Raw genomic sequence first — 16,785 nt, 5'->3', positions numbered from 1 at the left:
CAAAAGTAATTTAACCTTGTTAAAATAACTCATAAAAAAAGCATCCTAATTAATAGAATAGGATGCTTTTTCGTAATCATAGTGTTATAGAAGATTTGTATACTTATGCTACGCTGCGATACTCTTCTTCTTGTTCTTTTTTCTGTTTAGGTGCTTGAATTAAAATTGCGATAATGAATGACACGACACATAATACACCGATCACCATGAACGTTGGTTTGAATCCACCTAGAAGTGCACCGATAAAGGAACCTGCAAGCGCCCCAAATCCAAATCCTTGATACACAATTCCGTAGTTCTTACTATGGTTTTTCATACCGAAGAAATCACCAACAATAGCTGGGAAAATAGTGATATTTCCACCAAAGCAAAACGCTACACTTGCTACACATACGAAGTAAATACCATAATTTAAATCTACAAAACTTAGAACTAAGACTGAACTCGCCATAACAACAAAAGTACCAGTAACGATTTTTAAACGCCCAATTTTATCCGATAACGATTATAAAATGATACGACCTAATGTATTGAAGATTGCAACCATAGCCACCGCATTAGCTGCTGTTGCTGCGCTAAGCCCTACAAGTTGAACACCAATGTCTTTTACCATACCAATTAAGTATAAGCCACTCATACATGATGTAAATAACATGATAAATAATAAGTATACTTGTTTTGTGCCTAACATTTCTTTCGTTGTGTATTCCTTAGTTTTTGTTTCATGAACTGCTCCTTGATCTGCAGCTTGATGGATTAAACAAGCACCAATTACAATCATAGCTGTAACAATTAAACCCCAGTATATAAATGCTTGCGATACACCAACTGATTCAATCAACTGTGCGTTAACGTATTTAAAGATTAAGCTACCTGAACCATATGCAGAGACAGAAATACCAGCAATTAAACCTTTACGCTCTGGAAACCACTTTATTAAATTTGATAGTGAAGTGATATATGCTGTACCATCTGCATAACCTACAACAACTCCTGCTAGTACATAAAGTAATATTAATGAGGACGCTTGTGAGCTAAGTATTAACCCTAGTCCTAATGCTAATCCAGCTATCATAATAAGTTTACGAAGTCCCCATTTTTCTTGCAATTTACTCGCAAATAAAGTTGAAAATGCTAAAGATAGACTAGTAATTGAAAAAGTTATCGCAACAGCGTTAAGACTCCAACCGTATTTACTAACTAAAGGCTGATTGAATAAACTCCATGTATATATCGTCCCAAGCCCCATTTGTACTATGACTGTGCCAAGGACAACAAACCATGGATTAACAGTTGATTTTTTCATATCTTTCCGCCTCCTCTTTCTATTTCAATGCTATTCGCTAAATTTACTTTTTTTATGTTCATTTTGGTCACCTCTTTTGATTTGACACCTTCATTGTATAAGATGTTTCTGTTTATGTAAGCACTTACAATATAGAGCGTCAAAAACATGGAATCAGTTACAAAAAACGAAGGATGAAATACAAAAAACTACTGATTAAATACAATAGAAAAATTTTTTATACTTCGATTCACCTTATTTTTTATAAAATCACAAATTTTTTTCCAATAAATAAAACTAAATATTCACTAATATATCTATCCGTGGTTTAATATATATAATAAAAAAATATTTCTGTCTTTAATGAGGAGGTACTATGAAAGCAAACGTAGGGGATACTATACTTTTTCAACGAAACAATTTAAAGATTACAGGATCTGTACTAAAACTTTATACTGAATCGGTCTTAGTTGAAATTACAAATGTAAGCGGTGGTACTTTTGAATTTGATCGAACAATTGTAAATCATAAAAACTATAAAGTTTTAAATACAAATACATAAAACAACACAAAATAGCCCCTGCTAAACAGCAGGGGCTATTTTATATAAAAATATTTCACTAGTTTATATACCCTAAAACATTAACAATCTTACTCGCTTTTAAATTGTTAATATGATAATAAATTTCTAAACCTCTTCTCTCTGCTCGTAACACTTTACCCTTCATTTTTGATAAATGTTGTGAAACAGTAGATTGCGGGATGTTCAGTAACTCTGTTAATTGTGTTACATTACAAGTTTTTCTTGTACTTAATTCATTTACAATTTGCAGTCGGATTGGATGCGCCATAATTTTTAAAATATCTACATCTTCTTCTGAAACTAAAGTTTTTTTCATTTCACTTGTATATGTTGTCATAAGACATTCCCCTTTTATATGAATTCCATTTTTATAAGATCTATTTCCAAAATTTTTAAAACCCTCGATTAAAACTTTTATATAGAAATAAAAGGATTTTAAATTTTTGAAAACAGAACTTACATTCACTTTATTTATTTGGTACATATACATAATACAATGTTAATATGTGCTCTATGTGAAGTTCGCATAAATTTATGATGAAGATTTATTTAGCCACTCGCATCCTACTCATCTAATTATCCACTACATAAAATCATCAGTTATTTTAACACATTTTAGGCGTTTGTATATACTATCTATAAAACAACTTTTATAAAGGGGGATTCATATGCCTACAGCGTTACAAGAAGAAGTCGAAGAAGCACGGGAAACATATGTCAGTCGTATCATCTTAGTTGGAGGATCGACTTTATTTTTAGTAGGCGGGGTTATATCGGCAATTTCAGCTTTTAAAGCTTATAATCGTTTGGAGAATACGCCGCCTTCTACAGATAATTCATAGATATTTTATAAAATAAAACGTCGCCTCTAATATGAAGAGACGACGTTTTATGATTCATACATATGACACTAAAAGTATCGATAGATTCCCTACTCCATTTTCTAAGCTTACTTCACCACAAACCTAGTCTGACTACACCCATCCTTCTGCTTCGTTACTTCTAATACAGCTGGCATTGCGTTTTTCAGCTCTTGTACGTGTGAAATGACACCGATAAATCGGCCTGATTTTTGTAGGTCAATTAAGGCATCAACTGCTTTCGTTAATGATTCTTCATCTAATGAACCGAACCCTTCATCGATGAACATCGTTTCGATGGAAATACCACCTTCATATGCTTGAATGACATCTGCCATTCCTAGCGCTAAGCAAAGTGATGCGTTAAATTTCTCTCCGCCGGATAATGTTTTTACATCGCGCGTTTGGCCAGTGTATGCATCGTACACATCTAAGCCTAATCCACTTTGACGGTTTCTTTTTTCAACTCGTTCACTTCGTTTTAAATAAAATTGTCCATTTGATAATTTACGTAGTCGTTCGTTTGCGATTTGAACAATTTGTTCTAAATACTCAATTAAGATGTAACGTTCAAATGATATACGACTTTCGTTATCACCTTTCATTACTTCATATAAATCAACAAGTTCTTGGAAGGCTTTTTCTTCCTCGTGAATTTGTTCGTCAATACGTCTAATGTTTTCATGTAAATCAGAAATATATGTTACCGCATTTTGCGCACGTTGACGTTTTTCTTTAATTATATCGAGATTAATTTCTAGTTCTTTTATGTGTTCACCTAAAGATGTAATATCCATATACTCTTTATCTTTTAATTCTGAGTTTAGCTCTTCAATTTGTTTTGCAAGCACTTCAAGAGATGAATAATAACCTTGAATTTCTTTCTGTAACATCTCCATCTCGGCATCGCTTAATTTGGCTTCTTTATACGTGAATTGATCTGTAAATCCGCTTTGTTCTAGCTCTTTCATAAAGCGTGCGAAAGTCTCTTCTTTCTTCAATTTTGCACTTTCAAATTGATTAGAAGCACCTTTCTGTTCTGCTTGAATACGTATATTTTCATTTTGCCAATGTTGATACGCTTCCTGCACTTTCTTCCATTCGTCCTCCATTAACCTAAGTTCGTGCATAGCTTGGTCAAACTGTGCTTTCCAAGCTTGTACTGTTTGCAAGTTTTCTGGAATATTTCGTTTATCATGTTCATATGACGTACGAAGTTGCATGCACTCCATTTCTGTACGGTGCTGCATTGTTTCTACTTCCCGTTTTTGTTTCTGAAGTTCTTCTATTTTTTCTTCTACGCTTTTCATGTTCACAGCAATCTGCTTACGTGTTTCTTCACTTGCTTTTAACGTATTAACGTCTGCTGCTAATTGTTTTCCTTTTTGAACAAGTACACTATATGTTTCAACTAATTTTTCGGAGTTATAGCCACGCTTCACAACTTCTTCTATCACTTGTTCATATTGTAGTCGATAAAAATTCCATTTCTCCTCTACTTGCACATGTAATTTTTCAGCAATGTTCTTCTTATCTCTTAAATCGTTTAACTCTTTTTCATCGATCGCATTACTTTGCTCTGTAGCTTTTTGCGGATGATTCGTACTACCACATACCGGACAAGATGCACCGTCATGTAAATGAAGAGCTAATATACCAGCTTGTTCACTTAACCAACGGCGCTCCATGTTTTCATATGCACGAACTGCCACGTGCATTTTATTATTTGCCACTTCTTTTTCTTGCTCGAATTTTTGTTTTTCTTGCCAAACATCATATGCTTGCTTTAAAACTTTTGCATCTTCTCGCATATTCGTTAGTTCTTCTACTTTAGCTACATATTGCTCAAGTGCTTGTTCTAATTGCTGCAATTCATCAGACATTCTCTGTTTTTGGCTTGTATGCTCTTCTAGTTGTTGATCCAACTTTTGCATACTTTCTTTTAATTTCCCTATTTGAATTTCGGCATTTTGTAAATTCAGCTTTCTCTCAGCTAATGATTCAATGATTGCTTGTAACTCTTCTAATCTTTGAACAAGTTTTTTAGCCTCTTCTCGTTCAGCTTCTTTATTCTTTACTACTTCATACTTCTCCTGAGCAAGTTCAAAGCTGTTCATTATCTGTTCTTGTTTGACGATTATCTGTTTTAACAAACTTTCAGCTTTCTGCTCATTTTGCATCGCTTCTTCATACCATTGTTCAAATGGTAATAAGCGCTTTGCTTGTTCCGCACGTTTAAAGGATTTTTCTTTCCTTTCAATTGCTGCACGGTTCTCTTGTAAAGTGTTATATTTCTCATTCTTTTGTTGTAAATCTATAAATTTCTCATTTACAGATTTTGCTGCATGAAAACGTGTTTCTGCATCCTTTAATTGCTTCGTTTGAACATCTTGTTCTACTTGTAATTGCTCAACCTCTGCCTTATACACTGTTGTTTCTTGTTCTAACGCTTCTACTACTTGATGCGTATTTACATGTTCTTGTGCCGCTAATGTCTCTAATAATGCTCCATCACGGATTGGTAATTTAAAAACATTACGGAAATAGAGCTCTCTCTCTTTTTGTTTTTCTTGCAAGACGTCTTTCCATTGTTTTCTCTTTTGATCAAGTAACTCACGCATTAATTTATAACGATCCGTTTTAAAAATACGACGTAAAATCTCTTCTTTGTTTTCCGTCTCAGATGTTAATAGTTTTCGGAATTCACCTTGTGGTAACATAACAATTTGACTAAATTGATGTTTACTTAACCCAATTAAATCTTCCACTTTTTTGTTTACGTCTGTTACATGAAAACGATCGACGGCTGGAACGTTTTCTCCATCAATAACTTCATATAATTCTACTGCATGTCCTGTAATGGTCTTATTCCCTTGTTTTTTATGTCCAAGTTGTCTTTTTATTTCATAGCGTTTCCCTTTTAATTGAAAGGTTAGTTCTACACTTGTATAAACATCATCATCAGCAAATTGACTTCGAAGCATGCTCGTATCACTACGTTCTTCTCCACTAGCCTCACCATATAACACATAACAAATCGCATCAAAAATCGTTGTTTTTCCAGCTCCCGTATTCCCAGAAATAGCGAAAATACGATGTTCTCCAAGATCTTCAAAATCGATTACTTCTTTCTGTTTATATGGCCCGAATGCTGTCATAATAAGCTGAATCGGTCTCATCCTCGTTCACCTTCCCGTTCTTGCACTGTTTGTAATACATCTATAAATAGGCGTTCTTTCTCTTCTGATAAATCTAACCCTTTCATTTCTTTATAGAAAGCCTTTAAAAGAGATAAATCATCCGTTTTATGTCTTGAAACCGTTACTTCATTTGTATCTGTGAGTTCTCGCCTTTGCATCGCTCTTTCAACGTGCATTGCATTTGGATATACAGATCGTATTTTCTCCATTGGCTGTAAGACAGGGTTTTCATCTAATAATTTTACAAATACGTAATCTTCACTTACTGGATGCTGTAATAATTCATCTATTTTCGCTTCTACTGTTCGCATTTTACGACGTGGTGAAAGTAACCTTTTTTCAATTGCTACTTCACCAGTTTCATTCAGTTCTACAATGTAATAACCTTTTTTATGTTTCTCTTCAGAAATTGAATAGGCAAGTGGTGAACCTGAATATCGAATGGTCTCATTACGTACGAAATGCGCTTGATGTAAATGTCCAAGCGCTGTGTAATGAAACTTATCAAAATAATGACTATTTACATATTCAGCACCACCAATTGAAAGTGGTCGTTCTGCATCACTTGTATTCTCCTCCGCTTCTCCTGAAGAAGTTACAAATGCATGTCCAACAAATACATGTCTAGCTTCTTTATCCATTGTTTCAGAGAGCTCATTCATAAAAATGCGCATCGCATCATCATGAGAACGTACGTCTTCATTTTTCAACACGTGTCTAACTATGCTTGGGTCTGCATACGGTATTAGATGGAAGTGAACCTCCCCATATTCATCACTTAGTACAACAGGTTCATACGGGAATTGAAATTGGCCTGCAATATGTAATCCCTGTTTTTTCATTAAACTACTCCCAAAATGGATACGATCCGGACTATCATGATTACCAGCTACTGCAATAACTGGTGTTTGTAAATCAATAACTATTTTTTGCAGCACATCATTTAATAAGTCTACTGCTTCTGTAGGTGGAATTGCTCGGTCATATAAATCCCCTGCAATAATTACAGCATCTGGTTTTTCTTCTTCAACAGCCTGTACAAACTGATCTAATACAATCTTTTGGTCTTCAGTCATATACACGCCATGAACAAGCTTACCTAAATGCCAATCCGCTGTATGAAATAACTTCATATTTTTCTACTCCTTTTAATTTACTGATTTTAGTGAAACGAGTTGATAGTTTATTGTAGTTTTTCCGTTCTCCCACTCTAGCTTCAATATCGTTGCACTTCCAATTCTTTCTTCATTTGATTTATATAAAGGCAATATTTCTTGAATTGTAAATAAGTGATAACCATCCAATATTAATTGAAATATATTTTCTTCAATATGTAATCTTACTTCTTTTTCATTTGAAATAATTTTTGTGTGCATCTCAAATTTCATGATAGATACAACCCCTTTTTATAATCTCTACATTTTAATAGTATAGTGGCTATGCAAGATTGACAAGTACATACACAGCAAAGTACACACTTTTCTATTGTTATATGTTTTATGTATTTTATATAAAGTACGGTATGTGAAATTTTATATTTTCTCCAAAATAAAAATGCCTATTGTGACATCTTTATTTTTGTATAAAGTCTTTCATTACATAATATAAAACGGTAATTAAAACGATTGCGACGAAAAATGAGAACACTGCGACAATGTACCCATCTTTATTTAATAAAATACAGAATGAAATAGATATTATAAAAATCGGAAATACGAGACGTACTTTATCCTTCACTTCTTCTGTCGTATCTGTATGATGAAAATACTGCGTTATCCCTATCATTAAAGAAGACAAAATAATAACCGACAATAGTAAAGGTCCTGGCATTCCGATTTCTCCTTTCTCTATTTCTAATTCAGTGCAAAATTTCTTATTACAATTGTACGATTCATTTTTTCTTCAAACACTCTTTTTAGAATTGATAATGAACAATTCACACCTATATAATAGCGCTTTTATCATTATAACTTCAAATAATTACACTTACAGTAATGTTGTAATATTCCCCCTCAGTCTCTGAAATCCTGCAAAGATAACTCGTCAAAATATGCGGTGACCAAATTAATATTTACCGTCAACTTTTGACAAAATTTATAAAGGACATTTCAGTACATATCAAGAATTAAGAATAAGAAGATATGTAAGGGAGGATGCATTATGACTGAACACGTTTTATTTTCTGTTAGTGAAAACGGCGTTGCAACAATTACTTTAAACCGTCCAAAAGCACTTAATTCTTTATCTTATGACATGTTACAACCTATCGGACAAAAACTTAAAGAGTGGGAACACGATGAGCGTATTGCACTTATCGTGTTAAAAGGAGCTGGCACAAAAGGTTTTTGTGCAGGTGGCGACATTAAAACTCTTTATGAAGCGCGTTCCAATGAAGTGGCATTGCAACATGCAGAACGTTTTTTTGAAGAAGAGTATGAAATTGATACATATATTTATCAATATACAAAACCGATTATTGCTTGTTTAGATGGAATTGTAATGGGCGGTGGTGTCGGTCTTACAAATGGTGCGAAGTATCGCATTGTAACTGAACGTACGAAATGGGCAATGCCAGAGATGAATATCGGCTTCTTCCCAGACGTCGGAGCTGCATATTTCTTAAATAAAGCACCTGGATATACAGGACGCTTCGTTGCTTTAACAGCATCTATTTTAAAAGCTTCTGACGTATTATTTATTAATGCTGCTGATTACTTTATGACATCTGATTCATTACCAGAGTTTCTTACTGAACTTGAAAGTGTAAATTGGCATAAAGAAGATGATGTACATACTAATTTAAAAGAAGTTATTCGTACATTCGCAACTGCTCCAAACTTAGAAAGCGAGCTGACTCCTTCATTAGAAGTAATTAATTCACATTTTGCTTACGATACAATTGAAGAAATCATCCATTCATTGGAGAAAGCTGAAAGCTCCTTTGCTCTAAAAACGAAAGAAACACTGTTATCAAAATCACCTATTTCACTAAAAGTAACATTAAAACAGTTTATTGATGGACAAGATAAATCCGTTGAAGAATGTTTCGCTACGGACCTTATACTTGCTAAAAACTTCATGAGACATGAAGATTTCTTCGAAGGAGTACGCTCCGTTGTCGTTGATAAAGATCAAAATCCGAATTATAAATATAAACAGTTAAGTGACGTTTCAGAAGAAGATGTGAATCGTTTCTTTAATTTACTTAATGCATAAAATGAAACTGTAATGAGTGGGTGTTTTGTTCATCCCCCACCTAACTTCTTTGCTTCAGCTAAATCTTGTGCGGTGGAAATCTTACTACTCGCAAATAGCGGGATAAAATCGAGGCTATATAGTAGTGAAATTACAGCTACTATATAGCCTTTTGTTATTTAATAATTTTTAATAAAATTTAATTTTATTAAATCCATTTTTGTGCTACACTGATTTTAATCAAATATTCTAAAAATAAAAAGGAGGGGCGGCTATGATAGAAAATTATCTTCTTTTCATCATTATGTCTATTTGCCTTATCATTTTACCTGGTCCAGATACAGCAATGGCTACGAAAAACACATTGGTTGCTGGTAAAGTCGGTGGAGTGAAAACAGTGTTTGGTACATGTATTGCACTATTAATTCATACTTTAGCTGCTGTAATTGGTCTTTCTGCACTTATTGTAAAGTCAGCTCTTTTATTTTCTATTTTCAAGTACGTTGGGGCTCTCTATTTAATATATATCGGTATTAAAGCCCTTTTAGCAGTAAGAAACAAAGAAAACTTAGATACAAATGATCTATCTTTGAATAATGAAAACGAACATACTTCTTGCTTTCGCCAAGGATTTCTTACAAATTTATTAAATCCTAAAGTTGCAGTCTTCTTTTTAACTTTTTTACCGCAATTTTTAAATCCAAATCATAATACATTTATTCAACTTCTTGTAATGGGTCTTACTTACCTCGTTTTAACAGTCATTTGGTTTGCATTTTATATATTTTTAATTGATAAAATTAGTGCTTTTATGAAAAAACCAAAGACGCAACGTTATATTCAAGGGCTAACAGGAGTCGTCCTAATTGGATTTGGTATTAAACTAGCTTTTGAAAAAAATAATTAACAAGATGAAAACCACCACCACTATTAATAGTGGTGGTGGTTTTCATTTAATAGCTGATTTGGCTGTTTACTCTATATTAAAACCAGCGCTCAGTTACAACTTTTTTACGTGTATAGAATTGAACGCCATCTGTACCATTTGTACCTAAATCACCAAAGAATGAAGCTTTATTTCCTGCAAATGCGAAGAATGCCATTGGTGCTGGAACGTTTACATTTACACCGATCATACCAGCATCGATGTTATCACGGAATGTTTGTGCATGTTTACCATTTGACGTATAAATAACCGCACCGTTTGCAAATTTAGATTGATTTGTTAGTTTAATACCTTCTTCTAAATCTTTAACACGTACAATGCTTAATACTGGAGCAAAAATTTCATCTTGCCAAATTTTCATTTCTTGATTCACGCCATCAAAGATTGTCGCACCTACAAAGTAACCTTCTCCAACTTCTTCATTAATTTTACGGCCATCTACTAATAAAGTTGCCCCATCTGCTACACCGCTATTAATATAGCCTAAAACGCGCTCTTTATGAGATTCACGGATTAATGGTCCAACATAGTTATCTTCGTTAAAGCCATCGCCTACTTTTAATTTTTTCGTTTCTGCTACTAATACATCAATGAATTCATCAGCAATTTCATCCACTACTGCTACTACTGAGCATGCCATACAGCGCTCTCCACTACTTGCAAATGCAGATCCAATTACACCTTGTACTGTTTTCTCAAGATTGCAATCTGGCATTACAATCGCATGGTTTTTCGCACCTGCTAACGCTTGTACACGTTTTCCGTGTTTCGTACCTGTTTCATATACGTAACGAGCTACCGGCTCAGAACCAACGAACGAAACAGCTTGAATATCTTTATTTTCTAAAATGCTATTTACAACATCTTTTCCGCCTTGTACTAAATTTAATACGCCTTTTGGGAAACCTGCTTCATAGAATAATTCTACAAGTCGCTCCGCTAAAAGTGGCGTTCTTTCCGATGTTTTTAATACGAATGTATTACCGCAAGCAATTGCAAGTGGGAACATCCATAATGGAATCATCATTGGGAAGTTGAACGGTGTAATACCAGCAACAACTCCGATTGGGTAGCGCCAAATTGATCCATCAATTCCGCTAGCAATATTCGGAAGCGCTTGTCCCATCATTAAATTAGGTGCCGATGTTGCAAGTTCTACTGCTTCAATACCACGCTGTACTTCACCTGTTGCATCCGTTAGCGTCTTACCATTTTCTAGCGTAATGATTTTTGCAAGCTCATCTTTGTTTTCTTGTAATAGCTGTAAATATTTATATAAATTTCTTGAACGATTCGGAACTGGTACTTTAGACCATGTTTCGAATGCTGCTTTTGCCGCTTCAACAGCTTTTTCAACATCCTCTTTTGGAGATAGTGGAACGTAAGCGATAATTTTTCCAGTCGCTGGATTTGGAACTGCTTCTACTTCCGTACCTGTCGATTCAACCCACTCACCGTTAATGTGATTTTTAACTCGTTTAATTTCAGTTGTAATCATTGTATTCTCTCCTTTGTATAATTTATTTTTGATTAGAAATTAATTGCTCGCTAACTTTCTTATATAAAGCAGCCATATCGTTTTCACCATATCCAGCTTGACTCGCTTCGTCATATACATTTAATAACATTTCGCTTACCGGTAAATGGAGTTCGCTTTCCTTAGCTAAGTCAACTGCAAACCCTAAATCTTTCTTCAATAAGTTCACAGTAAATCCTGGCTCGTAGTTTTCAGGTGCTATAAAACTTTTAAAATTACGTTCATAAATTCTGCTTTGGCCGTAACTTACATTTAAAATATCAAACATTTTATCTAAATCCATATTGTTCTTTTTCGCTAATGTTAAAGCTTCACTTACACCAGCTGTATAAAAACCAATTAATAAGTTATTAATTAACTTAACAGTTGTACCACTATCAATCTGCTCACTAACATGGAAAATGTTCGCGCCTAGTACGCCCATGATAGATTCCGTTTTCTCATATACCTCTTTTGATCCACCAACCATAAACGTTAATGTACGATTTTCGGCTCCAATTACACCGCCGCTCACAGGTGCTGCTAAAAAGTTTACTTTCTTTTCCTTTGCAGCTTCCTCTAATTGTTTGTTTAACTGCGGCGATACCGTACTTGTATCAATGAAAACTACATTCGAGTGACCATTTTCAAATAATCCTTCTGCTCCAAAATATACCGCTTCAACAGCGCGAGGTGAAGGTAAACTTGTAAAAACTACATCACATGTTTCTGCTAGTTTTGAGATTGATAGACCGATAATTCCGCCTTCTTTTTCAAAGGACGCTTCTGCCTCTTTATTTAAGTCCACGCCATATACTGTGTAACCTGATTTAACTAGATTTTTTGACATCGGAAGACCCATGTTACCTAAACCGATAAAACCAATCTTTTTCATTTCGCTTTCCTCCTATTTACACAATATATTTCCCGCGATTTATAATAGCTTTCGCAATTTCTCTCTTCTTCGTAAATACGTTCGTGTATAAAGGTACTAATAATTGACGGATTTCAGCTAAAATCACATGTCTATCTTGTTCTTCTGTGACAGCCGCCGAAAGTACAGAAATCACTGATTCTTCTACTTTACGGTATCCTTCTTCACAAATAACATCCGTTATGAGTTGCTTCGTACGTTCTTTTTCCTCACCATTTTTACTTACCGCTTTTCTCGTACGTAAAAACGCTGATTCCATGACGTACACGTCCGTCAACATATTTGAAATTACACGTGAATATTCTTGTTCTTGGTCGATTTTTAGACCTGGAGTTTTAGAGAGCGTTTTCAAAGATTGTTTCAACAATTTTTTTGCTAATAAAATGTAACGATGGTTTCTTTCGACATTTGCTACATCACTTTCTACTTCAGTAACTTCTAATTGTTCGATTTGCTTCATTAACATTTTGGCAACTGTTAATCTATTAATTTCATTCGTTCCTTCAAAAATACGACTAATTCTAGCATCACGATATAATCGTTCTACCTCATACTCTTGCATATAACCGTAACCACCATGAATTTGTACAGCTTCATCTACGATATAAGCAAGTGTTTCAGAAGCGTTCACTTTATTAAGTGCACATTCAATTGCAAATTGGGACATTTTCTTCATAAGATCTTCATCGCTCTCATGAATTGCTTCATCGATTACACCTGCTGTACGATAAGCTGCACTTTCTGCTCCATATGTAGCAATGATCATATTTGCAATTTTCTCTTGAATCATCGTAAAGTCTACTAATTCCGTTTGGAACTGTTTTCGCTCTTTTCCATATTGAACCGACAAACCAATTGCTTGTTTTGCTGTTCCAATATTCCCAAAAGCAAGTTTAAGTCTAGCAAAGTTAAGAATATTAAGGGCTACGTGATGCCCTTTCCCAACTTCCCCTAAAACATTTTCAGCAGGGATGACAACATCTTCTAAAATAAGAGTCGCTGTTGAAGAACCTTTAATCCCCATTTTCTTTTCTTCTAATCCAATAGATACACCTTCACATGTTCTTTCGACAATAAACGCTGTCATTCCTTTATTTGTCTTCGCAAAAACAACGTATACATCTGCCATATGAGCATTTGTAATCCATTGCTTCTCACCATTTAACTTCCAACCTGTTCCCTCTTCATTCAATACGGCGCTTGTTTTTGCACTTAATGCATCCGAACCAGCATTTGGCTCAGTTAAAGCATAAGCACCAATCCATTCTCCCGATGCGATTTTCGGTAAATATTTTTCTTTCTGTTCTTTCGTTCCATAATATATGTAAGGCAATGTACCGACACCAGCGTGTATATTAAAAGAAACGCTAAACGCACCAGCGTAACCCATTTTCTCTGCTACAAGACCTGAGACAGCCTTTCCTAACTCGAACCCGCCATAATCTTCTGGTACCTCAATGCCTAATAATCCAAGTTCCCCAGCTTTCTCAAATAATTGACGAGAAACTTTATAGTTATGTTGTTCAATATTCTCCATTTGTGGAACAATTTCTTGTTTAACGAATTGTTCTGTCGTTTTTGCGATTAAATCTTCATCACCTGAAAAATCTTCTGGTGTAAAGTAAGTATGATTTATATCTTTATTGAGTGAAAAAAATTCATCCCATGGTAACTTCGTTTTCTCCATATGTATCCCCCTATCATTCGGCTTTCATAGCTTTTTGCTTATGCTCGTCTACGATGAGTGGAATATCTTTTTTGAAAATAGAAGGCGATGATTTTTCACATCAAGCATTTTATTTTGCCAAAGATGTATTTTCATCGCCTTCGCTGCTTTATCTATTGATCTTCTGATAATACTGTTTTTGCAATACCAGTATCTAACTCTTCAAAGTCATGATATGAAATTGTTTCGTATAATTCACTTCTCGTTTGCATATTAGAAAGTGCATCTTTTTGAGAACCTGTTTCTTTAATTAAAGTAAACACATTTTCATACGCTTTCGCTGCAACGCGAAGTGAAGTTACAGGATAAATAACCATTTGGAAGCCCATATTTGCAAATTCCTCTGCACTATAATATGGAGTTTTTCCAAATTCAGTCATATTCGCAAGTAAAGGTGCATTTACCTTACTATTAAATAGACGGAATTCTTCCTCTGATTGAAGCGCTTCAGGGAAAATTGCATCTGCACCTGCTTTTACATATGCATTTGCTCTTTCAATTGCTTCATCTAATCCTTCAACGCCGCGAGCATCAGTACGTGCTACAATGTATAAGCTCGGTGCAACTTCTTTAATCGCTTTAATTTTTTGAACCAATTCTTCTGTAGTAACAAGTTTCTTACCATTTAAATGTCCACATTTTTTTGGTAATTGCTGATCTTCAATTTGGACAGCTGCTACTTTCGCTTCCACCATTTCTACAGCTGTTCTCGCTACATTTAGTACACCACCAAATCCTGTATCAATGTCAACAAGAACAGGTAAGTCTGTAGCTCTTACTAAATCTCTTGCTCTCTCAGCCACTTCAGTAGACGTCACGATACCTAAATCTGGTAAGCCTTTACTTGCAGTATAAGCAGCTCCTGATAAATAAAGAGCTGAAAAACCTGTATTTTTTGCAACTAAAGCCGCCATTGCATCATGAGCACCTGGAATTTGCAAAATTTCATTTGCTTCTACTAAAGCTCGGAATCGATTCGCAAGCTCCTCTTGTGTTGACTGCTTTTTCACAACCCAAGCCATTCTAAATTCCCCCTATTATTAAATTAAGAATAGATCTACAAATTCATTTACATTCATATTTTCTAGCTTTTCTTCATTTAAACAAACTTCATGAATTTGTTCTTGTTGCTTACTAGAATAATGACCTGCCATATTTGCAGTGAATTTTTGAACAACTTTTGGAATTGCTTCGTCTCTACGGAAACGGTGACCAAGTGGATATTCACATTCCACATTTTCTGTTACTGTGCCATCTTTAAAGTGAACTTGAACAGCGTTGGCGATTGAGCGCTTGTTCGGGTCAAGGTAATCTAAACTGTACTGTTTGTTTTCAACAACAACCATCTTATTACGTAATTCGTCTACACGTGGATCGTTTGCTACTGCATCTTCATAATCGTCTGCAACGATATCTCCTTTTAATAAACCAATTGCCGTAATGTATTGTAAGCAATGATCACGATCAGCTGGGTTATTTAATGGACCTTCTTTATCAATAATACGAATTGCTGATTCATGAGTTGTAATTGTAATGCGGTCAATTTCATCCAATCTCTCTTTAATTTCCGGATGCAACTTCACTGCACATTCTGCAGCTGTTTGTGCATGGAATTCTGCTGGATATGACACTTTAAATAATACATTTTCCATTACATATGACTCTAGTGGTCTTGCTAATTTTAATTCTTGTTTATTGAATAATACATCTTGGAATCCCCATCCTGGCGCAGATAATGCTGTTGGATAACCCATTTCACCTTTTAGAGCAGTCATTGCAAGATGAACACCGCGGCTAGTTGCGTCACCTGCAGCCCATGATTTACGTGAGCCCGTATTTGGAGCATGACGATATGTACGAAGACTAGAATTATCAATCCACGCATGTGATAATGCATTAAAGATTTCTTCACGTGTTCCGCCAAGCATTTTCGCAACTACTGCAGTTGTTGCTACTTTTACATATAATACATGGTCAAGACCAACTCTGTTTAAGCTGTTTTCTAAAGCCAGCACGCCTTGAATTTCATGTGCTTTAATCATCATTTCTAATACTTCACGTACTTTTAAAGCTTCTTTTCCTTCTGAAATGCGAACACGGCTAATATAATCTGCGACCGCTAAAATTCCGCCTAGGTTATCAGATGGATGTCCCCACTCTGCTGCAAGCCAAGTATCGTTATAGTCTAACCAACGGATCATACATCCGATATTAAATGCACCTTTTACTGGATCTAGTACATAAGACGTACCTGGTACACGTGTACCATTTGGCACGACTGTTCCTGGCACAACTGGTCCTAATAATTTCGTACATTCTGGATATTGTAGTGCTAAAATTCCACATCCAAGTGTATCAAGTAATACGTAACGAGCTGTACTGAATGCTTCTGCACTAGTAACCTCTTTATTTAATACATAATCCGTAATCTCTTCTAATAATGCATCTTTTTGCTTAATTTCATTTGTTTTAATCATGCTATCCTTCCCTTTCTGTCGAAAATTCGTTATTATTAATGATGGGTGTCGGTCAAACACCCA

14 protein-coding genes and 1 pseudogene are annotated in these 16,785 nt (G+C 34.9%); 4 read left to right on the top strand and 11 right to left on the bottom strand.

Annotated features, from left to right (window positions below; genetic code table 11):
* Nucleotides 1–103: 103 nt before the first annotated feature.
* Nucleotides 104–1,306 (bottom strand): annotated as a pseudogene (locus N2V79_RS11400) (L-lactate MFS transporter).
* A gap of 355 nt (nt 1,307–1,661) precedes the next feature.
* On the opposite strand from N2V79_RS11400, the gene N2V79_RS11395 reads away from it, so the two are divergent.
* Entirely contained in the window at nt 1,662–1,847 is a 186-nt protein-coding gene (locus tag N2V79_RS11395) for a YkvS family protein (protein WP_000646793.1), read from the top strand.
* 58 nt (nt 1,848–1,905) lie between these two features.
* Here the strand turns inward: N2V79_RS11395 and N2V79_RS11390 are convergent, their stop codons facing one another.
* Nucleotides 1,906–2,205 carry an ArsR/SmtB family transcription factor gene (locus tag N2V79_RS11390; RefSeq protein ID WP_000214794.1) on the bottom strand — a complete coding sequence of 100 codons (300 nt, stop codon included), beginning with the start codon at nt 2,203–2,205 and terminating at the stop codon, nt 1,906–1,908.
* A gap of 331 nt (nt 2,206–2,536) precedes the next feature.
* Between N2V79_RS11390 and N2V79_RS11385 the strand changes: the two genes are divergently transcribed.
* Nucleotides 2,537–2,710: a hypothetical protein gene (locus N2V79_RS11385; RefSeq protein ID WP_001141668.1), complete on the top strand. Its 174-nt coding sequence runs from the start codon at nt 2,537–2,539 to the stop codon at nt 2,708–2,710.
* A 107-nt stretch (nt 2,711–2,817) separates the two neighbouring features.
* On the opposite strand, the gene N2V79_RS11380 is transcribed toward N2V79_RS11385, so the two are convergent.
* The 4 genes from N2V79_RS11380 to N2V79_RS11365 all read right to left on the bottom strand — a co-directional run bounded on the left by N2V79_RS11380 (nt 2,818) and on the right by N2V79_RS11365 (nt 7,758).
* Nucleotides 2,818–5,907, bottom strand: coding sequence for an AAA family ATPase (locus N2V79_RS11380; RefSeq protein WP_053564564.1), 3,090 nt, complete (start codon nt 5,905–5,907; stop codon nt 2,818–2,820).
* On the bottom strand, nt 5,904–7,061 hold the full coding sequence (locus N2V79_RS11375; protein ID WP_078400722.1) for an exonuclease SbcCD subunit D: 1,158 nt from the start codon (nt 7,059–7,061) through the stop codon (nt 5,904–5,906). Before N2V79_RS11375 ends, N2V79_RS11380 begins: the two co-directional genes overlap by 4 nt.
* Nucleotides 7,062–7,076: 15 nt before the next feature.
* Nucleotides 7,077–7,316, bottom strand: a complete 240-nt coding sequence (locus tag N2V79_RS11370) for a DUF2584 family protein (RefSeq protein WP_000667344.1) — start codon at nt 7,314–7,316, stop codon at nt 7,077–7,079.
* Between the two features lie 184 nt (nt 7,317–7,500).
* Entirely contained in the window at nt 7,501–7,758 is a 258-nt protein-coding gene (locus tag N2V79_RS11365; protein ID WP_001119409.1) for a hypothetical protein, read from the bottom strand.
* Nucleotides 7,759–8,088: 330 nt separating this feature from the next.
* On the opposite strand from N2V79_RS11365, the gene N2V79_RS11360 reads away from it, so the two are divergent.
* Nucleotides 8,089–9,144 carry an enoyl-CoA hydratase/isomerase family protein gene (locus N2V79_RS11360; protein ID WP_340719860.1) on the top strand — a complete coding sequence of 352 codons (1,056 nt, stop codon included), beginning with the start codon at nt 8,089–8,091 and terminating at the stop codon, nt 9,142–9,144.
* A gap of 253 nt (nt 9,145–9,397) precedes the next feature.
* Nucleotides 9,398–10,030, top strand: a complete 633-nt coding sequence (locus N2V79_RS11355) for a LysE family translocator (RefSeq protein WP_000572360.1) — start codon at nt 9,398–9,400, stop codon at nt 10,028–10,030.
* Nucleotides 10,031–10,106: 76 nt separating this feature from the next.
* Here the strand turns inward: N2V79_RS11355 and N2V79_RS11350 are convergent, their stop codons facing one another.
* The 5 genes from N2V79_RS11350 to prpD form a co-directional block, all read right to left on the bottom strand.
* Entirely contained in the window at nt 10,107–11,567 is a 1,461-nt protein-coding gene (locus tag N2V79_RS11350) for a CoA-acylating methylmalonate-semialdehyde dehydrogenase (protein WP_000633339.1), read from the bottom strand.
* Between the two features lie 22 nt (nt 11,568–11,589).
* Entirely contained in the window at nt 11,590–12,480 is an 891-nt protein-coding gene (locus N2V79_RS11345; RefSeq protein ID WP_016081726.1) for an NAD(P)-dependent oxidoreductase, read from the bottom strand.
* 16 nt (nt 12,481–12,496) lie between these two features.
* Nucleotides 12,497–14,206, bottom strand: a complete 1,710-nt coding sequence (locus N2V79_RS11340; protein WP_069355556.1) for an acyl-CoA dehydrogenase family protein — start codon at nt 14,204–14,206, stop codon at nt 12,497–12,499.
* Nucleotides 14,207–14,358: 152 nt separating this feature from the next.
* Nucleotides 14,359–15,267 (bottom strand): methylisocitrate lyase, encoded by a 909-nt coding sequence (gene prpB, locus N2V79_RS11335; RefSeq protein WP_000312640.1) that lies wholly within the window; start codon nt 15,265–15,267, stop codon nt 14,359–14,361.
* An 18-nt stretch (nt 15,268–15,285) separates the two neighbouring features.
* Complete coding sequence (gene prpD, locus N2V79_RS11330; protein WP_000598139.1) at nt 15,286–16,722, bottom strand: 2-methylcitrate dehydratase; 1,437 nt, start codon at nt 16,720–16,722, stop codon at nt 15,286–15,288.
* Nucleotides 16,723–16,785: the final 63 nt, after the last annotated feature.

This window comes from Bacillus sp. CH_70 (genome assembly GCF_038007045.1).
Taxonomy (GTDB): Bacteria; Bacillota; Bacilli; order Bacillales; family Bacillaceae_G; genus Bacillus_A; species Bacillus_A cereus.
This window is presented reverse-complemented; position numbering and strand designations above follow the sequence as displayed.